We start from the raw sequence: 21,475 nt of genomic DNA, 5'->3' as shown, positions 1-21,475 counted from the left end.
AGGTCTTGCATTCATTTTTCAGCCCGTTTCCCTACGTTCGTTTACTCATTTATTGGATTGCGGGGACGTTGATGGCTTGCTATTGTCCCTTATGGGCTTGGGCTCCTTTGGCTACATGTGGTCTTTGCATTTGTCTAATCCAATCGGAGTTTTTACTTGCGCTTGCATTCATTACGCTCAGTGTTTTTCGTTATGGGCAGCTAAAGATTCCATGTGCTTTAGCTTATGACTTATCAACTCGTGCGTGTGTAATACAAGTTGACGGACAGCCAGTAGAGAAGGCAAATACCTGGTCTGTCATGGGCAAGGCAATTGCCTTGCGCGATCAGGGTGCTTGGATTGCCGGCTCAGGATTTTGGAAGGTTTATGTTGATAAGACGGCGCCTGTGCCTAAGGCAGGAGCACGGTATTTAATTTCAGGATATTTGAATCCTATTGCTGCGCCACTTTTCCCAGGCGGAATGGACTGGCCAGTATATTATGCTCAAAGGGGGGTAGGCGGTCAAATATATGCCAAAAAGGACTATTGGCTGCCATTAGGAGGTTCTGCATCAACTTGGGATTGGCTGAATCAAGGCCGGAAGTATTTCCAGTTGGCCCTGCGGAGGGCCCTGCCTGTGGGTGTCAATCGAGATGTGGCGGAGGCTATGTTTTTAGGGGTTTCGTCTTCGATAGATTTCGAAACGATGCAGCGCTATGCTTCGTTAGGTGCGATTCATATCTTATCTGTTTCGGGCTTGCACGTGGGGTTTTTATATGTGGGCTTAGCCTTTATTTTCGGGTTTTTACGTCGGTGGCCTTGGATGCATTTCTTTATGATTATGCTTTTTTTATGGGCGTATGCGGGTATGACTGGTTTTTCTGGCCCCGTATTACGTTCGGCTTGGATGTTTTCGATTGTTTTGGGGGCTAGGTCATTTCGCTTAAATCATCATCCGGTGAATACGCTCGCTTTTTCTTGTTTGGTTCTTCTGGTTTGGGATCCACATTATTTATTTCAGGCGGGATTTCAGTTGTCCTACATGGCTGTTCTAGGTCTGATTTTATTTCAAGGATGGCTAACAAATATGGTCACCAGTAGATTTTGGATTTGCAATCAGCTTTGGGAGGTCACGTGTGTGGCCATTGCAGCTCAGGCACTTACGTGGCCTTTAGTCATTTTTTATTTCCATCAATATCCGAATCCAGTTCATTTCTTTCTGTTAAACCCGCTCTTGATTCTGATCTCAAGTATTACACTTGGGGTAGGATTTGTTTTTTTGGCGTTAAGCCCACTGGCAATTTCTTGGTTAGGGGACTTATTGGAACTTTGCTTTACCTGTTTTCATGGCCTCCTGTTTTTTGTTGCGGATTATTTTCACCCGGTGATTCCGTTACTTCAACTTGATTTTACCATGCTTGGGGCGTATTATTTATCGATTATTTTGGTTGGGTTATGGTGGAGATTTCGAAAGGTTAGTTTATTAATCAGTTTGTCCATTTTGTGGATAGCCATCAGTGTGCCCAGATGGTTTTGGGCACCTGCGGACGGAATGTTTGTCACGGTTCATCAGGCTCAGGTTGTTAGCATTCAAGTAGCAGGAACTCATGCCGCTCTTTATGGAGCCATGTCACCAGCTTGGGTACAATCGAATGTTATTCCCATGCTCGCACAAAGACGTGTGCAAGATACAATTTCACGTAAGCTCCCACAGGCTTGGAGTTTTGGCGAGCATACATTTTATGTAGCCCATGAACCATGCAAGCCCAGGATGGCGGGAATCACCGACTTGATTATTGAACCCTCTAAATCATCTCGCGATTTGCGGTGGCTTCAATTTTGGCCACACGCACATTGGTATTTTGTGCGCCGGCCTAGCGCTTATCGGCTAGGTCAGTTACGTGGTTTCCGTTCTAAAGGGATAACGTTTTTAGGAGAGGTTCCTGCCGTTTATATCAAAAAAAAGGCTGCCCGAAGGCAGCCTGAAATGTATTAGCTAGGTTTCTTCTCGTTACGCTTACGCTCGTTTGGATCTAGCCAAATTTTACGCATACGTAAAGATTTTGGTGTAATTTCTAAGTATTCATCTTTCTGAATAAATTCCATACACTCTTCTAATGAGAAGTTTAATTTCGGTGCAATTTTGGTATTTGAATCCGTACCTGAAGCGCGCATGTTAGTTAACTGCTTCGATGCTTGTAAGTTGACCTCAATATCATTTTGACGGTTGTGCTCGCCTACAACCATTCCTGTGTAAACCTCTTCACCTGGATCGATGAAAAACACCCCTCTATCTTGTAATTTATCAATTGCATAAGGAATCGCAGGACCTGTGTTCATCGAAATCAATGAACCGTTAATACGGCCTGGAATCGCTCCTTTGAATTCTTCATAGGCAATGAAACGGTGCGCCATGATCGCCTCTCCAAAAGTCGCCGTTAACACTTTAGAACGTAAACCAATCAAACCACGAGATGGAATGTTGAATTCTAAGTGTTGTAAGTCACCTTTAGGTTCCATGATCAACAATTCACCTTTTCCTTGCGTAGCTAATTCGATTACCTTACCAGCAACTTCTGCAGGCACATCTACAACCAATGATTCAATTGGCTCTAAACGCTCGCCGTTTGGACCTTCTTTGAAGATAACTTGAGGCTGACCTACTTGTAATTCATATCCCTCGCGACGCATAGTCTCGATTAACACCGACAAGTGAAGAATACCACGTCCAAATACCAAGAACTTATCTTCGCTTTCTGTTGTAACAACTTTCAAGGCTAAGTTTTTCTCTGTCTCTTTGAACAGACGATCACGGATGTGTCGAGATGTTACTAATTTTCCTTCTTTACCAAAGAATGGAGAGTTATTAATCGTGAACAACATGTTCATCGTAGGCTCGTCGATCGCGATACGTGCTAAAGCCTCTGGATTCTCTGCATCAGCAACTGTGTCACCAATTTCGAAATCTTCGATACCTGTAACTGCGCAAATCTCTCCACACTCTACTTTCTCTACTTTGACTTTTCCAAGACCTTCAAATACTTGAAGTTCTTTGATACGCATTTTCTTAGTCGACCCATCTGATTTGCAAAGTGAAATTTGCATACCTTCTGTCAAAGTTCCACGCTCTAAACGACCGATCGCGATACGACCGACGAAAGATGAGTAGTCTAATGACGTAATCTGCATTTGAGGTGTACCTTCTTGAACTTTAGAAGCTGGTATGTGCTCGATAATTGCATCCAATAATGGAATAATATTATCTGTTGGCTTTTTCCAATCTGTACTCATCCATCCTTGCTTCGATGAACCGTAGATACATGGGAAATCTAACTGATCTTCCGTTGCGTCTAAGTTAAACATCAAATCGAATACACTTTCGTGTACTTCGTCTGGGCGGCAATTTTCTTTATCTACTTTATTGACAATCACGATTGGTTTTAAACCTAATGCGATTGCTTTTGACAATACAAAACGTGTTTGAGGCATTGGGCCTTCGAAAGCATCCACCAATAAGATAACACCATCTGCCATACGTAGCACACGCTCTACCTCACCACCAAAGTCGGCGTGACCAGGTGTGTCAATGATGTTAATTTTTACCCCATTGTAACGAACGGATACGTTTTTTGACGTAATCGTAATACCGCGTTCACGCTCTAAGTCGTTATTATCTAGGATCAAATCTCCAAATTCTTGGTTTTCACGGAAGATTTTAGAGGCATGAATAATTTTGTCCACAAGAGTCGTTTTACCGTGGTCAACGTGGGCAATAATGGCAATGTTACGAATGCTTTGCATAAAAATGTAGGCGTTGAATGAATTAAAATTCTCCTTAGTCGGGGAATTTAAGGTGCAAAGGTAGGTATAATTTCTTTGAAAAGTGCTAATTGATTAAAAATCAGCGAGCGCGAATTTAGTGGGCCACAGTGTGAACGGCCTTTTGCGCAGGTTTAGCTTGATATAGTTCAGCTATTTTTTGTGCAATTCCAACAGAATCTATCCCACATAGGTGATATAATTCAGCTTGTTCTCCGTGTTCGATTAGTGAATCTGGAATTCCCAATCGGATGAGCTGGTTGGTGTATCTATTATCTACCATGAATTCCGCAATAGCAGAGCCGAAGCCTCCTACAATGGATGCGTCTTCTACGGTGATTACCGAGGGGTATGTCTTGAAAACATCATGTAATAGAGCTTCATCGAGTGGTTTTACGAAACGCATATCGAATAAAGCTGGTTCTAAACCTTGTTCGCGCAATAAATGACATGCTTTTTCTGCCTCATTACCAATATGGCCAATAGACAATACAGCAACCTGTTTTCCCGCTAAGACTTGTTGGCCTTTGCCAATTTCCAATTGCTCAAAATCAGTCCGCCAAACGGGCATAACACCCTCGCCACGTGGGTAGCGAATCGACATGGCCATCCCTAAATCCTTGAATGAATCTAGCTGGGCCGTAAACATCATGTTGCGTAATTCTTGTTCATTGCGCGGAGCAGCAACAATCATATTTGGAATGCAGCGCATGTAGGCTAAGTCCAAATTGCCATGGTGCGTTGCCCCATCTGCCCCAGCGAGGCCTGCCCGATCTAGACAAAAGATAACGGGTAGTTTTTGGATACATACATCATGAATGACTTGGTCGTATCCACGTTGCATAAAGGAACTATAAATATTACAAAATACGGTTAAGCCTTGTGTGGCTAAGCCGGCTGAAAATGTAACGGCGTGTTGTTCTGCGATGCCTACATCAAATGCACGTTCGGGCATGGCACGCATCATAATATTCATGGAAGATCCGGAAGGCATCGCTGGCGTGACCCCCATGATTTTTTCATTTTTTTCGGCGAGCTCGAGTAAGGTATTTCCGAAAACCTCCTGGTATTTAGGGGGCTGTGGATTATCAAATGTCTTTTTATGAATTTCGCCAGTTATCTTATCAAACTTGCCCGGCGCATGCCAAAGTGTTTGATCTTTTTCGGCCAATGAATACCCTTTGCCTTTTGTCGTGATGCAATGCAAAATTTTGGGTCCGGGAATATCCTTTAAATCGCGAAGAATTGTCGCTAGGTTATCCACATCGTGGCCATCAATGGGTCCGAAATAACGCAAGTTAAGGGACTCGAATAAGTTACTTTGCTTCAACAAAGTAGCTTTTAATCCATTTTCTATTTTGGAAACAATTTCCTGGGCAGACTTCCCAAAAGTGGACATTTTACCTAATAAATTCCACACATCATCCTTCACCTTATTGTAGGTATGGGAGGTGGTAATATCTGTTAAGTATTCCTTTAACGCACCTACATTGGGATCAATGGCCATGCAGTTGTCATTTAAAATGATCAACATGTTGTTAGGAATATCACCTGCATGGTTCATGGCTTCGAACGCCATACCGGCTGTCATGGAACCATCGCCAATAACGGCGATGTGCTGGCGATTGAATTCTTTCTTATATCGAGATGCAACTGCCATACCTAAAGCAGCAGAAATGGACGTACTTGAGTGTCCTACTCCGAATGCATCATATTTGCTTTCTGAACGTTTCGGGAATCCACTAATTCCTCCGAAAAGTCGGTTCGTATGAAATACAGGCTGTCGGCCCGTTAAAATCTTATGTCCATACGCTTGATGACCTACGTCCCACACCAACTGGTCGTCGGGGGTATTGAAAACATAGTGCAGCGCTACGGTTAATTCTGTGACACCTAAAGATGCGCCAAAGTGGCCTCCATTGACGGAAACATGATCGATGATATATTGTCTCAATTCCTGGCATACAGCGGGAAGCTGATCCGCGGGAAGCTTGCGCAAATCCGCTGGGGATTGAATCTTGCTCAGTAAAGGCCCGGCTGGGAATTGGGTAGACACGATATAAATTTATTCAAGTGAAAGATTAACCACACAAAGGTAAAAATGTTTTTCTGGCTTATTCATTTTTTTGACTCGCCTGGAACAATCTCTTTTTCTCTAATTTACTTAAACTATCAAATCCCGATTTAGAAATTTTATCTAAAATCTGGTTAAGTTCCTCTTCGTCAACTACTTCTGAGGATGTGGTCGATACAGTTTTTTGTGCAGCGACCGTTACATAAGTAAGTACTTTTTCTATTTGCTGGGTGGCAGTCTGTGTGCGCTTACTATATAAGGCAAAAAGTACCCCTACGAGGGCTCCTCCTAAATGAGCGATATTCCCACCGCCATTGGACCCAACGCTTTCTAGCACGGACCAGATTACATAGAATCCTGAAATATATTTGATTGCAATGGGCCCAATTAGAAACAAATGGACTGTGTAGTTTGGCCGTAAAGTGGCTGCCGCAGTAACGATCGCATACACACCTGCCGATGCCCCCATTAAAAACATGGGACCTTGATTCACGTAATAGGGGATGGTGTTCAAGGCACCAATGTAAGTGACTGCACCCGCTAGGCCCCCTATGAAGTACAATTGAATCGTCTTGTTTTGACCTAAAAAATCCTGTAAAATTTGTCCAAACCAGTATAAAAATAGCATGTTGAAAACCACATGCATGAGGTCAACATGGATAAAAAAATAGGTTAGGAAAGTCCATGGTTTCCGACTGAAATCAGCGAATGAGGATGATAAGGTTAGTTGCTCTAAAAAAGATTCAAAAAACTCAGATTTCCCTGCTAGAATGAGGGTAACTTTTGTAAGCATTAAGGCAATAAAAATTCCTACATTGATCACGATCAATTGCATCAGACCACGATTGGGCTGCTGGAATACTAACTTCATATCTTGCCAAATGCTGCGCATATCAATAGAAATTATTTCGTTTCGTTCCCCAAACTTTTAATAAAATCACGGCAAAAATCATCCCACCAATATGTGCAAAGTGAGCAACATTATCTCCTTCATATTGTTGGATGCCTTGATAAAGCTCATACAATCCATAAAAACTCACAAAGTATTTGGCTTTGATGGGGATAGGAAGTGGGAATAAAAACATCTCTGAATTCGGAAATAGGTACCCGAACGCCATTAATATGCCAAATATTGATCCTGAGGCGCCCCCTAAAATACTGCGATTGATATATTCGTCATAATTGGCATGTACCCATTCGATATTGAGCGCGACACCTTGCGGAGATCCAATCACAGCATAATGCTGCGCGTAGTCCATTAAATTAAATGAACTTGGATTACTTAATACGAGTTCAGTTGCACGTCGAATATCTGCAAAATCTACAAAATGTTGGATCCCCACATAGAGCAAACCTGCACCAATCCCGCAGAAAAAATAGAAGAAAAGAAATCGCTGAGCCCCCCATATACGCTCGAGTAAGGAGCCGAACATATAAAGTCCGAACATGTTGCCTAGCAGGTGAAAAAAGCTGCCATGCACAAACATATAGGTAACGAGCTGAAAGGGATAAAAATCCTTCGCACCAAAATAATGTAAACTTAAGTATTCATCTGGCAAAAACGATTTGGCCAGAAACATACCTACGTTAATGAGAATCAATAAACGAACGTTGGGTGTTAAATCTCTAAACATATTTATTCTTCGTAGCCCCAGTCGATGCGGGTTTTCATGTCTTTAATTAAAAGGCCCATGGATTTGAAACTGGCTCGTATCTCATCCACTTTGTCATATTGACGATTGGCCTTAAAGTCTTGGTACAATTGCAACATGCCTTTGATTAGTTGGTCCTGATTTTCAGGGAACTCCTCAAGTAAACCTAATACATCCTCCATAAAGCTGATGTAATTAGTTTTTAAAGCATCAAATCCGGCTTGGCCTATTTGTTCAAAACTTAGTTGGCCTGTATACAATTGATTAATCTTCTTTAATAACGAAAATAGGCTAGCAATTGTTACGGCCGTATTTAAGTCATCATTCATCCCGTCATAGCATCCTTGGATATCGGCATGCATTTCAGCTAATACCGTTTCGTCCGTAGCCTCAATGGTTTCGGATGGGAACGTCATTGATTTGATGATGCGTAACCCATTAGCCATACGCTTATAGCCTTTTTGGGCGGCTTTTAAGGCATCGTTTGAAAAGTCTAAGGTGCTTCTATATTGTGATTGCAACATAAAGAAACGTACCGTCATGGGGCTGTAAGGTTGTTCCAAAAGCGGATGATTTCCTGTGATTAATTCATTAGGTAAAAATGAATTCCCAAGAGATTTGCTCATTTTTTGGCCATTGACCGTAAGCATATTTGTGTGCATCCAATAACGTACAGGTGCACGACCATGTGCGGCTTTCGCTTGCGCGATTTCGCATTCGTGGTGTGGGAATTTCAAGTCCATGCCACCTCCGTGAATATCAAAGGTGTCACCTAGATATTTGTGGCTCATACACGTACATTCGAGGTGCCAACCCGGAAATCCGTCTCCCCAAGGAGATGGCCAGCGCATGATATGTTCAGGAGATGCTTTTTTCCAAAGCGCGAAATCGAGTGGGCTACGCTTTTCGCCTACGCCGTCTAAATCCCGTGTTTCGGTCAATAAATCATCTAAAATACGTCCAGATAATTTACCGTAATCGCCTCCTTGTTTGTTGTAGGCCTCTATGTCAAAATAAATAGAGCCATTCGATTCATACGCCATGCCTTTATCAAGCAAGGTTTTAGTCGTTTCAATTTGTTCCACGATGTGTCCTGTAGCCGTCGGTTCAATGCTAGGAGGCAATAAATTGAATTTTTGCAGTACTTCGTGAAAATCATTGGTATACCGCTGCACAATTTCCATGGGCTCCAGTTTCTCCAATTTGGCCATTTTGCCAATTTTGTCTTCGCCTTCATCACCGTCACCTACTAAGTGGCCGACATCCGTGATATTGCGTACATAGCGTACTTTATAGCCAATTTTCTTTAAATAGCGATGCAGGATATCAAAGGAGGTAAACGTTCGAATATTTCCTAAATGAGCATAATTATAGACTGTTGGCCCACAAACATACAATCCCACATGTGGCGCATTGATCGCTTCGAAGATTTCTTTTTCTCGACTTAGGGTGTTGTATATTTTGAGTGGCTGCATGAATACCGGATCTGGGTTCTGTATAAGGAATTAAAATTAATCGTATTCTTTTAATTCACCAAACAAATGAGGGGCTTGCGAATTGTATTATCTTTGTATGTTTTTGGTCAAAAAATGCTTTCGCCAATATGGTTTTAAAGGAAATAGGGGACGATAGAGCTCTTAAACGAGAATTTTTAAGAATAGCAGTTGAACTATATGCGACAGATCCGAATTGGATTCGTCCGTTAGATAACGATATTGAGTCAATATTTGATCCGAAAAAAAACACACAGTTTAAAAACGGCGAAGCTATCCGCTGGATATTGCTTGACGACGCGGGCAAAACCATTGGTCGTGTCGCGGCCTTTTATTCGAAATCTTCCGATGAAGTACCTGTGGGTGGCATGGGATTTTTTGAATGTATTGAAAATCAAGTTGCGGCATTTACTTTATTTGATGCTTGCAAGCAATGGCTGATCTCCAAAGGGATAGAAGGAATGGATGGCCCCATTAATTTTGGGGAGCGGGATAGTTTTTGGGGTTTGATGGTTCAGGGTTGGGAGTATGAGCCAACGTATAAAATGCCTTGGACGAAGCCTTATTACATCGATTACTTTGAAGCTTACGGATTTCAAGATTATTTTAAGCAGCATGTTTTTGTGTCTTCGATTACGGGAGCCAACGTGACTGCGGGAATCGAAGAAAAAGCTGAGCGGATTTATCAGAATCCGGATTATACGTTTAAACATATTGAAAAGTCGAACCTGCCTAAGTACGCTGAAGATTTTCGAATCATCTTCAATGCGGCATGGTCTAAGTTCCCTGGTGTTTCTGCCATGTCCTCCGAACAAGCGCAAAAGTTGGTGCAGAAAATGAAGCCCATCATCGATGAACAATTACTCTGGTTCGCTTATGGCCCCGATGGAGAGCCTGTTGCCTTTTTTATTGTGATTCCTGATTTGAATCAAATCGTTAAACATTTAAATGGAAAGTTGAATGTTTGGGGGATGATCAAGTTCGTTCTGTTAAAGCTTCGCGGTACGCTGACGCGTACGTGTGGATTGATTTTCGGTGTGGTTCCTGAGCATCAGGGCAAAGGTGTCGAATCTGCCATTGCATTGCGTTTCCGAACGGCTGCGCGTGAAAATCCTTTTTATCCTTATACGACCATGGACATGAACTGGGTAGGGGATTTTAATCCAAAAATGCTTCGGTTTGTCTCTCAGCTAGGTGCGACAAACGACAAAACATATATTACTTATCGTTTATTTTTTAACCCCAATCAGCCGTTTAGTCGGTGTGCTAAAGTAGGCTAAAATCACCTTATATGAGTTTATTAACAATTGGAACAGTTGCGTTCGACGCGCTAGAAACGCCCTATGGCAAAACAGATAAAATTATCGGTGGATCTTGTACTTACATTGCTTTGTCTGCTGCATTTTTCCAACCCAAAGTAAATGTGGTGGCTGTTGTCGGTGATGACTTTCCGCAAGCTTACATGGATACATTGGAATCCAAAGGAATTAACCTGGACGGTCTTCAAATAAAGGCAGGCGAGAAATCTTTTTTCTGGGCAGGAAAATATCACAACAACATGAATTCTCGGGATACGTTGGTGACCGACTTAAATGTATTGGCTGATTTCAAACCTGTGATTCCTACTAGCTATCAAGATTGCGAATACTTAATGTTGGGTAACTTAACGCCTCAAGTTCAAATCGAAGCGATCGAAGGTCTTACCAAACGCCCTAAGTTAGTGGTGATGGATACCATGAACTTTTGGATGGATGTAGCGATGGATGATTTGAAACGGGTGTTGAAGATGGTTGATGTACTTTGTATTAATGATGAGGAGGCACGCCAATTATCTGAGCAATATTCGTTGCGCACTGCGGCTAAATTAATCATGGAGATGGGGCCTAAAACGCTTATTATCAAAAAAGGAGAGCATGGTGCACTTTTGTTCCAAGGTTCGAATATGTTTTATTGCCCTGCATTGCCGCTTGAGGAAGTATTTGATCCAACAGGTGCTGGCGATACATTTGTGGGTGGTTTTATTGGCTACTTGGCAAAAACGGATGACATCTCTTTTGAGAATATGCGTAAGGCGATCGTTTATGGATCAGCTATGGCATCTTTCTGTGTAGAGAAATTTCGGTACGGAACGTTTGTTGGAAATCACTGACCATGATTTAGAGGGTCGTGTGAATGAATTCCGTGAATTGGCGCGATTCTAAATTGCGCCTACAATCACCTCGTGAAGATTTGAGGGATCTAGATATTGATTTGCTAGTTCTCTCAAATCTTTTGGGGTACATGCCGTGATTTGATGTTGGAAATGATCGTAAAAATCAAGTGGCAATCCCTCCAAATAGATTACTTTAAGTTTGTCGGCAATATCAAACGCTTGTGTCAGTTCCCCTGTAAAGCTGCCCATCAAATAGTTTTTGACAATCTCAAGTTCATCAGTAGAGACTAAATGTTGCTGGAGTTCGTGAATTTCTCTACGGATTTCACTACACGTTTCAGCGGCATTTTCTTTATTTACGTCTGTTCCTACAGCCCAGTAGCCCGCACGCTTTAACGGGACAATGGAAGAAGAAATTCCGTACGTAAATCCTTTTTCTTCCCGAATATTTTTTTGTAGCCTTGATCCGAAAAAACCACCTAAAATGGTATTCAAAACGCTGAACTTGTAGTAGTCAGGATTCTGGCGATTCATGCTCACTTGCCCCATGCGAATTGAACATTGTAGGGCATTTTCGCGTGATTCATGCGTACAAATGGCTGGAGTAGAAACGATGGCTGGTCGGTCATTTGTAGTAATTTTTGACTTGCTGGATTGATCCACAAATGAGGCGACTGTCGCGATGGCGTCAGCGCTTATTTGACCCGAAAGAAATATGGTCGGCTTTTGCTCAAGCCAATAGTTCTGATGAAAACCAACTAAATCGGTGCGCGTAATTTGCTGAAGGCTTTCTGCTTTACTTACGCGGCCATAGGGGTCATTAGGAAATAATTGTGAGCGAAAAATCTGACTGGCACTAAAGGCTGTTTTTTGCCAGTTTAATTTACTCTTTTGGATTTCGATCGCGATTTCTTTTTCAAATTCCTCTTCCGGGAAAGTGGCATGTTGAATAATTTCAAAAACCAAGGGCATCAGCGACTCGAAGTGCTTCGTTAATCCATAGACTGTGAACGTGGCATGGTCTAGGCTTGATTGTACATCCCAGAAAGCCCCGAAGAAGTCGAATTTCTGATTTAATTCTTGGGCAGTATGCTGTTGTGTTCCACGTTTCATCAGCATAGCAGTTAGGCTAGCCACGCCAGCTTTAATGGCTTCAGTGGCACCTGCTTGAATGGTATACTCGAATTTAAATACGGGCTGCTCGCCAAGTGAGATGGAATGAATATTTACTCCATGCTCGGTTGTGTACGTTTGAGTGGAAGGAAATTGAACCCAATTAATTGGATAGGATGGGGGAGCAAAAGTCCGATCAAGCATGTGCATTTAGGAATAGGCATAAAACACAAATGACATCCCGAGAGATGTCATTTGATGAACGATAATCGTTAAATTATTTTCTTTCTTGGTTGATTGCAGCCAATAATGAAATACGTAATGTGTTCGCTAATGGGCTGCTAGAACCTGTTGGTACTAGATAAGCAAAATCAAAACCATATTTTTGGTCTAATTTAAATCCTACACCCATGGTGAAATATTTACGATCACCTTTCATCGCACTTTCATTGAAGTAACCACCGCGAATCGCAAATGTATTGTTGTAAAGATATTCAGCACCCAAAGAAGCAGTAACTTCTTTTAATTCTTCACCGAACCCATCTGGAGCATCAAATAATGAACCAAAGATTCCACCAATTGCTGTTGTGTTGTTAGGATCTGTACCTGTTACGGCTCCGTTTGCATCAACAGACTGTGGCGTTGGAACCATTAATTTGTTTAAATCTAATGTTAATGTCAATTTGTTTTTTTCGTCGATGTTCTTTACTCCAGCAACACCCATACGTAGGTTAGTTGGAATGAAGTTTTTATCTAAACCACCATAAGAAACTTTACCAGAAATGTTAGATAAAACTAAACCATAAGTTAAGTTCCAATTTTTTTCTGTTACTGAGTTCCAGTATAATGCCAAATCAGCAGCAACTGTTTGAGCAGGCTTCATTTGAGAGCCTTGCGCTTGATAGCCACCAGTTAAATTTGAATTAATGTATTTTAGATTTACACCTAATGACAACGCGTTTGATAATTTACGCGCATGTGCAACAGTTAAGGCATATTCTTTCGAATTGAAGTTTCCTGCACTTGTACCATTTGCAGTTGTTGCTTGAAATAAGCCTTGATCAAAATAGTTGATTGAGAAACCAAATGCTTGATCTTTTGATGTTTTCTTGTATCCTGCAATGTTATACAATGCCATGTCATTTACTAAATTACGCAACCAAGGAGTGTATGAAATAGCAAATCCTAGGTCTTTATCTGCCGTCGCAAGTTTTGCTGGATTCCAGTAAATTGCATTAACGTCTGAAGAAATGGCAACACCTGCATCACCCATACCTGCAGAACGCGCATCAGGAGAAACATTTAAAAACAACATCGTAGGAGTTGGAACGCGACCTGCGTTCGTTTGGCCCAATACGGTAGTTGGTAATTGTCCAAAGGTTAGCGTGCTAATAGATACAGCAACTAAAGTAAAAACTACTTTTTGGATGATCGATTTATTCGTTGTCATTGTATTAAATTTATAAGAGAGTCTCTTAGCATTAAAGCTAGATTCAAAAATAGTTATTTTTAAGGTAAATGTTCGAAATTTGAAAAAAATCTTTGTCAAAATTTATTTTAGGGTCAATATTTTGGATTTAACAGTTTCGATGATTTTACCTTGACTGTCACGTATATTTATCCTAACAAAGCCCACAACTCCTGCTCCTAGCATATCCACAGAAAACTCAAATCCTGACTCTTGGCCGCCGAACGGAGTTAAACTACCAGCTTGTGTATGGATTTTTTCTCCCATCAAATTAAAAATCTCAAGTTCATATCGATCGCTACTCCAAATACGGGTTACCTCTGTTCGGAAAGTCATTTTTTCTTTAGCTGGATTCGGAAATAAGATCCAAGGCTGCCGACTTGACGAATTTTCTACTACCGTGAATGTTAACGATTGTTGGCTGGCATTATTGTTAGTGTCCCAACAATTCACCCCTAACGTATAGGCGCCTGGAGACAGATTTGTTAGTCGATAGCGCATGCTACCTTGATTGGGCAAATCTACCGTTGGCTCCCAAAAAGGTAATATGGGAATCTTTAGCGTATCATTTAGCGTCAGGTAGGCTGGTTCATTCATGGGCCCTAGCCAGCGCAGTCCTTGTTCATCTGAAATATTGATAAGCACAATCGGATTGGAAGAGACAGGATTTTGCTTGAGTTCGTCCGGAAATGAAATTTGTATAACCGGGGCTTTTGTATCTGGTAAGGTGTTTTGTTTTTTATCAACCAGTTGGTATCCAGAAATGGGCATGCCTGTATTCGATTGGCCAATAAGCTTTAGCTCGATTTTCCCTCCTTTAGAAGGAATGCTATTTCCCGAGATGGATGCATTGCCTTGTTTCATGGTATGCGCCGACTTGCCTATGAGTTTTCCAGGTGCGAAATAGCTAAAGGCATCGCCTTTTGTTCCTAGTGTTTTTACTTTCGAGTTTTCCGAATAATAGTAGGCCGCCACTTGGCCGTCAGCCGGGCTTTCTGATTTAGCCGTATAATTATCGCCATTGGCCGAAATAGTAATCTGGGCACTTTGCCAAGGTAAAGGGCTGCTCGGATCTCCCAACAAACTGATGTTCCGATTAATGACTCCGGTTTTGCTGGCATTTTTTGTGTCTCGAAATAAGTCACCTAGCCGGTAATCCTTGTTTCTAAGATTTGCTTTTAAAAAGCTGTAAAACGCCTTTCCAAACAGATAATTGCTACTTTGAAATACAGGTCTTGTTGTACTGATTAGTGCAATAGATCCTCCCTGCGGAGAAAGCAAGGCTATTTCTCCTCCAGAAAGTTGGTTAGGATCATCGAACCGACCAAACTGACAAGTTGCCGTAAGTAAGATGGGAAGGTTTTGGCTGTTTTTTAGGCCAACAAGATCATTGTTGGTGAGAATTTTTTCATCAGTCCATCCACTTTCGGAACCGTGGCCAACAAAATGGATGAAATCGGCTTCTTGATTAAATAGGGAAAGCACTTGTTTTTTGGCTGCATTAGATGTGTATTGACCATTAGCAACTTCCATGGGGAATTGATCCAAATAAGTTTTCTGATAATCGAATGCCAAATTACTCGCTTGCATACTGGTCGAAAAGTCTTCCGCATCTTGCATGTGAATCGAAAAATCACCGTCATCTGCAACCCAGCTAAATCGATAGGGCCGTTTGGTGGCTACCGATGGTTTACTTTGGTAGTCAATTAATTTTTGAACGAACATGTTAGCCTCATCGGGATTCTTTGCAGGAATTCGGCCAACAGCCAGTTGGAGATTCGGTTGGGTATTCTCCCAGTCCCCCGCTTGGGTATCTATAATTCCAAAGTAATCGTCGGATGAATAACTCATTAGGGGTTGCGTAGATTCGAGACTTTGATAAGTAGGCACATAGCAGCTTTTTTCTAATGCACTGGCCACGGCCGATTTGCCTTTGTAGTCTATAGAAGCATCACCTAAAATTAATACATACCGCAAAGCCGTTTGCTTAGCCAATGCTTGTAGGTAATTTCTAATGGCACTTACATCTTGTTTTCCTCCTGAAAATTCATGGTAAATTTGGGCTGTTGTAACTGTTTGAGTAGGAATTTTTTGGATGTCTGACTTGAATTTAGCCAGTTTTTCTGCTGCTGAGCGTAAAGGCGGGCTTGTGATGATGATGAATTGTAACTTTGGATCTTGAGCCAGGAGGTCCTGATTCGAAAACCGATCGCGCCAAACAGGGTATGACGCCAGGTTTGTATTTCCAAGGGCTAATTGGCTGCCAGGAGAAATACGAATTTCCATCTCTGTGCCAGGAGCTTGTATTTTTTGCCATTCATTTTGTCCATTTTTAAACCAAACTAGACTCGCAGGTTGCAAATTTGGTATTTGTAAGTTGGCCGTTGTATCTCGTGAATTGGTAAACAAATAAAGTGGGAGCTCCGTATTTGCATTAAATTTTCTAGCATAAGCAAGCTGAATATAATTTACATATCCAGTTCCTGAAGTTGTTTGATAGGCGATATTCCAATTCCAATTTGAGCTAGCTGGAGCTACATTGATGGGCTGTCTTATATCTGTAAAAAATGCTTTTTGATCGTATCTATTCCCGGATATTGCTGGAATTTCGGTTGAAATGGGGGTATTACCTGGAATAGATAGTGTGAATTTACTGGCGCTTGTAGCGCCGGCATAAAATCGAGCTTTTAGTTCTCCAGGTGATCCATCTTTAACATCTTTTAGCGCATATTGTAGGGCTAAATTTCCAGATCCATAAAGTGCATCTCCCAACCAGATGCGTCCGGATTGAATGAGGTTATATTTTTCCGGTTCGTATCGTGAAAGTGTGGTACCGAAGTTGAGTGGACTTCCGTTACCCTTTGATGGTCTAAATAAATTAATGCGCAGAGGTTTTGGGTCGTCTATGCGTAAATAATAGTAGCTCGAGTCGGTATACGCATGTGTTGTTTGGTTCCAGGAAGCTGATTTTGCGTCAAATTGAAGTTCATTTGGTGATTCTCCCCAAAAAATTAGTTGGCCTGATTCTTCTAATGAAGCCGGAACTGGATATAAGTTATTTGTGAGCGCTTTTGCGGGATCTTGTAAAAGCATTCCGGGCGCAGATGTATAGAGTCCGATGTTCCGGGTGTCCCCGGTAATGTTTTGTTTACGTAACCACGCTTGATCGATTCGATAGAATCCGGAGTTAGCAATCGCTATCCGATGCCAAGTACCATCTTTGAAAGGAGATTGCGAAAAGGTTGCAAGGGGTAGTCCAACGAGTAAAATGCCAATAAACTTGAATTTACGCCAAAGGTTCTTGCGGTTGTACATATGCGTTTTTGGCAACTAGATAGTTTCTCCCTGATTGAGTGTCTTGACAAATGTAGCGTGTTCTGCGAAGTTTCCCTTTGATGAGGATCAGGTTTTTTAGTTGGAACACAGTTCCTTCTTCTAAATCAATAAGCCGAGTACCTATGGCTGGTTGGGAATCGAATGTTGCTAATACGTTCACAAGTGGCGTATAGCCCGTAGACGTTGCAGCCGGGTTTTGAAGGTATTTCTTTAATACATGCACGAGCGAGGCGGGCAATAATTCCTCGTCTAAAATAGGCTCAAATAGTTCATAGAAATTACGTTTCCATTCGTTTCCATGTGGGTTTACTTTACTTTTGTGGATATCGTACGTCACCCGGTGTGCCACTTCATGTATGTAAGTGACTAAAAAAGCATACGGGTTTAAGTTGTGATTGACCGTAATTTGATAGCCTTTGGTAGGAGAATAGCGGAAGTCACCAAGTTTTGTGCCGCGTGCTTTCGAAACAATAAAGTCGAATGGATGGTCTTGCCATAATTGAAAGCAATATTCTGCCACTTCAGGAGGGAAGTGATCAAAGAATGATTCTATTTTTTTGCTTTTCGTCATTCGAGGGAATAAAAAAAGTCCTCCACAAGTGAAGGACTCTTTTCTGTAGCTTGGCTAAAATTATTTAGCAGCAGCAGTGTCAGCAGCAGCAGTGTCAGCAGCAGCAGAATCAACTGGTGCAGCAGCAGCAGTATCAACAGCAACTGAATCAGCAGCAGCCTCAGTTTTTTTCTCACCACAAGATGCTAAAGTTACCATACCAGCAACGAAAGCTAAAGCGAATACTTTTTTCATTTTTGTAATATTTTAAGGTTTGAGTTCCAAAAGTAGTAGGAAAATTTAGATTCCCCAAAGATTTGCTATTTTTTTTAAGATTTTTTTAAGGTTTGGCTAATATTTTGCCAAAAAGTGCCTCATTTTGCCAGAAATCAAGTTCTATTTTTAAGAAATCTTAAGGTTTACTTAAGATTGAGTATAATACTTGGAGAATATATAGCAAGTTTACTTGATTAAATCCTTAAATCGGTCGTAAAACCCGCTGCTTTTGAAGGTGAAGGATTTGTGTAAAACATAGTTTGACATAAAGCTGAATCCCATTCCATTCACGGTAGTTCCCACTTGTGTCACATTGATGCGCTTAATCGAATATGGTATTTGAATGAAATAGTCCGCATACGTACGCGAAATAATGGAATAGGGCATGACACTAAAAAGCCATGTGACAAAGCCAGAAAATGTGGCAACGAGTAAGAATTTGATCATTTCGCGCTGCGTCTGTTTAGTTTGACGCGCATTAAATGCAAATAATTTAGTTAGGATAAAGCCAACGATCAGCGAAACAAAGTAAGCGGGTAAGATAGTAGATTCGTACGGCAGTCGAAACCAATCCTTTAATAAACCTCCTGCTAATAACTGAATCACAGCCCCAATTCCCGCAATGATAAAGTATGCGATTAAATCTTTGCGATTAAATAGGCTGGTTTGCTTCTTCAAATCAATAGCTGCTTAAAATAAAGTTTTAACGAATGTAGGATAAAGACCTAACACAAGTGTTCCTACTGTACTAATCACTAAAGCTAATTTATATAAACCGGGAATTTGAATCGTTTCCATTTCGCTCGTTTTAAAATAAGCTGCAATGATTCCTTTGAAATAATAGTAAATACCTACGGCCGACATTAATACAGCTACGATAATTGAATAGGTAATGTTGCGGTGGAATGTGTCTGAAAAAACAAAAAACTTTCCCCAAAATCCACCTGTTAATGGTATGCCTGCAAGCGATAATAGTGATATGGTCAGGCAAAATGCCAACAATGGATTCTGTTTCGCTAAACCGTCAAATGCTTGAAAATTTTCTGGTTTTTCCACCCGGCCTGTTTGATATTCTGAAACGATTTTGAAAATCGCAAAAGCTGTTACCGTTGCCAATGTATACGCTAATGAATAATAAAGTATCGTCGATGTCGTCGTTGCCTGGTTGGCAGATACCGTCATCAACATATACCCAGCGTGCGAGATACTAGAATAGGCTAACATGCGCTTCATGCTTTGTTGGTATACCGCCGTCACATTACCAATCACTAAGGTCAACATACTTATAAAATATACCGGCAGTGCCCACGTATTATACAACCCACCAAACATGCCTGAAAACACATGAAATAATGCCGCAAAACCTGCTGTTTTCACGACTGTGGACATAAACATCGTAAAGATAGTTGGCGCTCCATCATATACATCTGGGGTCCAAAAATGGAAAGGAGCTGCTGAAACCTTGAAAAGCATACCTACAAGCATGAGTAAAATACCTGCATACAAGAAAGTTGGCATAGATTCTTTCGGTGTACTTGCAATCGCGTTTGCTATATTGGCAATATAAAATGAGCGTGTAGCTCCATAAACTAAGGTAATACCGAATAGTAAAATACCCGTCGCAAAAGCACCCATTAATAAATACTTAATCGCAGCTTCATTAGATCGCAAATTACGTTTGTCGGAGCCCGTCAAAACATACATGGATACCGAAAGGATTTCTAGGCCCACGAACAGCATGATTAAATGGTCGAAGGAAACCATGAGAATAGCACCTTCAACCGAGAATAACATGATGGCATAGTATTCAGCCGGATGTGTATGTTCATCGTCTTGGCCAAATGCATTCGAAAATGCTACGACAAAAAACGCAGCTAATTGAATAATGATACTAAAATTAATAGAGGTGTTCGTCGAGCGGAACATATTGCCGAACCACAGATATTCATGATTCCAATCCGCCACCGTTAAGCCCATGCTAAGTGCTAAAAAACCTAACGTGAATGTTTGAATGGTTTTTCTTGAAAGCCAAAAACCTAAAAATAGATTACTAATTCCAAAAATTGATAAAGCAATAATAGCCGTCATAATAGATGCGTTATAGATCTTAGTTAAGTAATTGCGTTAATTTCTCCACGCTTTCTGCGCTGTAATTAAGTACGACTTGAGGGAAAATTCCACCCAAGAGTACAAGGATAACTAGCGGCACTAAGACCATTTTTTCTGCTGATGTTAAATCTTCAAATTCTTTTGTAATGCGCGAAACATTACCAAACATGCTTTTTTGAATTAAGCGTAACGTGTATACCGCTCCCAAAATGATGGTAATCCCAGCAATTATCCCCATCCACATATCTTGATCAAAGACACTTTTTAATAATAGAAACTCGCCGATAAATCCATTCGTTAATGGCAAAGCAACTGACCCTAAACTTAACACAACGAATGCCACGCTCAACATATATGATGCTTGCGTAATTCCTCCTAATTGGGCAATTTCGCGTGTTTTTGTTCTACGCTCAATGATTTCAATGATGAAAAATAATCCCACGATATTTATACCATGCGAAAGCATTTGGTACAAAGCTCCTTGAATACCTGCCAAACTACCTGTTAATATCCCTGCCGACATAAGCCCTACGTGTGCAAAAGAAGAATATGCGATTAGACGTTTCGCATCTTTTTGTTGGATTGCGATGATTGAACCATATATTATACCAATGATGGAAAGAATCATGACGCTTGTTCCCCACGTGATGAGTCCCAATGGAAACATGGGTAATACAAGCCGAATCACGCCATAGGTACCCATTTTTAACATGATTCCCCCTAGCAACATACTACCTTGTGCTGGGGAAGTCGTGTAGGTATCTGGTTGCCACGTATGGAATGGGAAAATGGGCATCTTGATTGCAAATGCAATAAAGAATGCTAGAAACAAATAGTTTTGAGAAGTCGCAGGTAAACTACGCGCCGTCTCAACCAATACTTCAATATCAGATGAAGCTACTGCACCCGGTGTACGCAGATACACGTAGATTAAGCCGATTAACAAGAATAGTGAACCAAAAAGTGTGTAGACAAAAAACTTAAATGTGATTGCAATGCGATTTTCCCCACCAAATTGCGCCGAAAGGAAATAAATTGGTAATAAGGAAGCTTCGAAGAAAAAGTAGAATAAGAATGCGTCTTTCGCTAAAAATGATCCCACTAAAGCAGTTTGCATCGCTAAGATTAATCCTTGATAAACAGGATTATTGGCTTTTTCTGTATTTGCCGTGCTGCCAACAATAAATGGAATTAAAAGGCCGGTCAAACCAATCAATATTCCGTTAATTCCATCTACCCAAAGTGAAAATGAAAGCCCCGCTTCTGGAATCCACGGATAGGAAATAGTGAGTGCATTAGGAGACTGACTTGATTGAATCAACACATATGCAACTGCTATCGCCTCAATGATTGATCCAGTTAAGGAAATGACAAATGCATTTTTAGGTTTAGCTAGTAGTAAAAAGCTACCTAATGCAAGTGGAAATAAAAGAATGAAAAGTAAATACATGCC

Annotated in this window: 15 protein-coding genes and 1 pseudogene; 3 read left to right on the top strand and 13 right to left on the bottom strand. The window is 41.1% G+C overall.

Annotated elements, in window-relative coordinates; translation table 11 throughout:
• Positions 1-5 precede the first annotated feature (5 nt).
• Positions 6-1,976, top strand: coding sequence for a ComEC/Rec2 family competence protein (locus tag U0R10_RS06100; RefSeq protein WP_377983071.1), 1,971 nt, complete (start codon positions 6-8; stop codon positions 1,974-1,976).
• Here the strand turns inward: U0R10_RS06100 and typA are convergent.
• From typA to cysS, 5 genes are all read right to left on the bottom strand, one after another.
• Positions 1,973-3,781, bottom strand: a complete 1,809-nt coding sequence (gene typA / locus U0R10_RS06095; protein ID WP_377983070.1) for a translational GTPase TypA — start codon at positions 3,779-3,781, stop codon at positions 1,973-1,975. The genes U0R10_RS06100 and typA overlap by 4 nt on opposite strands.
• Positions 3,782-3,896: 115 nt before the next feature.
• The gene (gene dxs / locus U0R10_RS06090; RefSeq protein ID WP_377983069.1) at positions 3,897-5,855 is read right to left on the bottom strand and encodes a 1-deoxy-D-xylulose-5-phosphate synthase; all 1,959 of its coding nucleotides are present in this window, start codon (positions 5,853-5,855) and stop codon (positions 3,897-3,899) included.
• A gap of 58 nt (positions 5,856-5,913) precedes the next feature.
• A complete protein-coding gene (locus tag U0R10_RS06085; RefSeq protein ID WP_377983068.1) occupies positions 5,914-6,765 on the bottom strand; it encodes a rhomboid family intramembrane serine protease in 852 nt (283 codons plus the stop codon).
• A 1-nt stretch (position 6,766) separates the two neighbouring features.
• Complete coding sequence (locus tag U0R10_RS06080) at positions 6,767-7,507, bottom strand: rhomboid family intramembrane serine protease (protein ID WP_377983067.1); 741 nt, start codon at positions 7,505-7,507, stop codon at positions 6,767-6,769.
• A 2-nt stretch (positions 7,508-7,509) separates the two neighbouring features.
• Entirely contained in the window at positions 7,510-9,000 is a 1,491-nt protein-coding gene (cysS, locus tag U0R10_RS06075; protein WP_377983066.1) for a cysteine--tRNA ligase, read from the bottom strand.
• Between the two features lie 128 nt (positions 9,001-9,128).
• Here cysS and U0R10_RS06070 point away from each other — a divergent pair, with 128 nt between their 5' ends.
• Together U0R10_RS06070 and U0R10_RS06065 are read left to right on the top strand one after the other, a co-directional pair.
• The gene (locus tag U0R10_RS06070; protein ID WP_377983065.1) at positions 9,129-10,298 is read left to right on the top strand and encodes a hypothetical protein; all 1,170 of its coding nucleotides are present in this window, start codon (positions 9,129-9,131) and stop codon (positions 10,296-10,298) included.
• A gap of 11 nt (positions 10,299-10,309) precedes the next feature.
• Positions 10,310-11,219 (top strand): annotated as a pseudogene (locus U0R10_RS06065) (PfkB family carbohydrate kinase).
• Here the strand turns inward: U0R10_RS06065 and U0R10_RS06060 are convergent.
• The 8 genes from U0R10_RS06060 to U0R10_RS06025 all read right to left on the bottom strand — a co-directional run bounded on the left by U0R10_RS06060 (position 11,216) and on the right by U0R10_RS06025 (position 21,472).
• On the bottom strand, positions 11,216-12,487 hold the full coding sequence (locus tag U0R10_RS06060) for a M16 family metallopeptidase (protein ID WP_377983064.1): 1,272 nt from the start codon (positions 12,485-12,487) through the stop codon (positions 11,216-11,218). The pseudogene U0R10_RS06065 and the gene U0R10_RS06060 sit on opposite strands and share 4 nt — an antisense overlap.
• A 73-nt stretch (positions 12,488-12,560) precedes the next feature.
• Positions 12,561-13,733 (bottom strand): type IX secretion system outer membrane channel protein PorV, encoded by a 1,173-nt coding sequence (gene porV / locus U0R10_RS06055; protein WP_377983063.1) that lies wholly within the window; start codon positions 13,731-13,733, stop codon positions 12,561-12,563.
• Positions 13,734-13,835: 102 nt separating this feature from the next.
• Positions 13,836-17,066 (bottom strand): type IX secretion system sortase PorU, encoded by a 3,231-nt coding sequence (porU, locus tag U0R10_RS06050; protein WP_377983062.1) that lies wholly within the window; start codon positions 17,064-17,066, stop codon positions 13,836-13,838.
• Complete coding sequence (locus U0R10_RS06045) at positions 17,038-17,658, bottom strand: SprT-like domain-containing protein (protein WP_377983061.1); 621 nt, start codon at positions 17,656-17,658, stop codon at positions 17,038-17,040. Before U0R10_RS06045 ends, porU begins: the two co-directional genes overlap by 29 nt.
• A 60-nt stretch (positions 17,659-17,718) precedes the next feature.
• Positions 17,719-17,892 carry a hypothetical protein gene (locus U0R10_RS06040; protein WP_377983060.1) on the bottom strand — a complete coding sequence of 58 codons (174 nt, stop codon included), beginning with the start codon at positions 17,890-17,892 and terminating at the stop codon, positions 17,719-17,721.
• 207 nt (positions 17,893-18,099) lie between these two features.
• Positions 18,100-18,591: a GtrA family protein gene (locus tag U0R10_RS06035; RefSeq protein WP_377983059.1), complete on the bottom strand. Its 492-nt coding sequence runs from the start codon at positions 18,589-18,591 to the stop codon at positions 18,100-18,102.
• Positions 18,592-18,603: 12 nt separating this feature from the next.
• Positions 18,604-20,001: an NADH-quinone oxidoreductase subunit N gene (locus tag U0R10_RS06030; RefSeq protein WP_377983058.1), complete on the bottom strand. Its 1,398-nt coding sequence runs from the start codon at positions 19,999-20,001 to the stop codon at positions 18,604-18,606.
• 19 nt (positions 20,002-20,020) lie between these two features.
• Positions 20,021-21,472 carry a complex I subunit 4 family protein gene (locus U0R10_RS06025; RefSeq protein ID WP_377983057.1) on the bottom strand — a complete coding sequence of 484 codons (1,452 nt, stop codon included), beginning with the start codon at positions 21,470-21,472 and terminating at the stop codon, positions 20,021-20,023.
• Positions 21,473-21,475: the final 3 nt, after the last annotated feature.

The sequence above is a fragment of the Aquirufa avitistagni genome, from assembly GCF_042715545.1.
Taxonomy (GTDB): domain Bacteria; phylum Bacteroidota; class Bacteroidia; order Cytophagales; family Spirosomataceae; genus Aquirufa; species Aquirufa avitistagni.
The sequence above is the reverse complement of the archived record's forward strand: the minus strand, read 5'-3'. Positions and strand labels throughout refer to the sequence as shown.

Bases quoted from the DNA above. Each gene is read 5' to 3' on its own strand.
- typA (WP_377983070.1), bottom strand. From the start codon at position 3,781: ATGCAAAGCATTCGTAACATTGCCATTATTGCCCACGTTGACCACGGT.
- U0R10_RS06085 (WP_377983068.1), bottom strand. From the start codon at position 6,765: ATGCGCAGCATTTGGCAAGATATGAAGTTAGTATTCCAGCAGCCCAAT.
- U0R10_RS06080 (WP_377983067.1), bottom strand. From the start codon at position 7,507: ATGTTTAGAGATTTAACACCCAACGTTCGTTTATTGATTCTCATTAAC.
- cysS (WP_377983066.1), bottom strand. From the start codon at position 9,000: ATGCAGCCACTCAAAATATACAACACCCTAAGTCGAGAAAAAGAAATC.
- U0R10_RS06070 (WP_377983065.1), top strand. From the start codon at position 9,129: ATGGTTTTAAAGGAAATAGGGGACGATAGAGCTCTTAAACGAGAATTT.
- U0R10_RS06060 (WP_377983064.1), bottom strand. From the start codon at position 12,487: ATGCTTGATCGGACTTTTGCTCCCCCATCCTATCCAATTAATTGGGTT.
- porV (WP_377983063.1), bottom strand. From the start codon at position 13,733: ATGACAACGAATAAATCGATCATCCAAAAAGTAGTTTTTACTTTAGTT.
- porU (WP_377983062.1), bottom strand. From the start codon at position 17,066: ATGTACAACCGCAAGAACCTTTGGCGTAAATTCAAGTTTATTGGCATT.
- U0R10_RS06045 (WP_377983061.1), bottom strand. From the start codon at position 17,658: ATGACGAAAAGCAAAAAAATAGAATCATTCTTTGATCACTTCCCTCCT.
- U0R10_RS06040 (WP_377983060.1), bottom strand. From the start codon at position 17,892: ATGAAAAAAGTATTCGCTTTAGCTTTCGTTGCTGGTATGGTAACTTTA.
- U0R10_RS06030 (WP_377983058.1), bottom strand. From the start codon at position 20,001: ATGACGGCTATTATTGCTTTATCAATTTTTGGAATTAGTAATCTATTT.
- U0R10_RS06025 (WP_377983057.1), bottom strand. From the start codon at position 21,472: ATGTATTTACTTTTCATTCTTTTATTTCCACTTGCATTAGGTAGCTTT.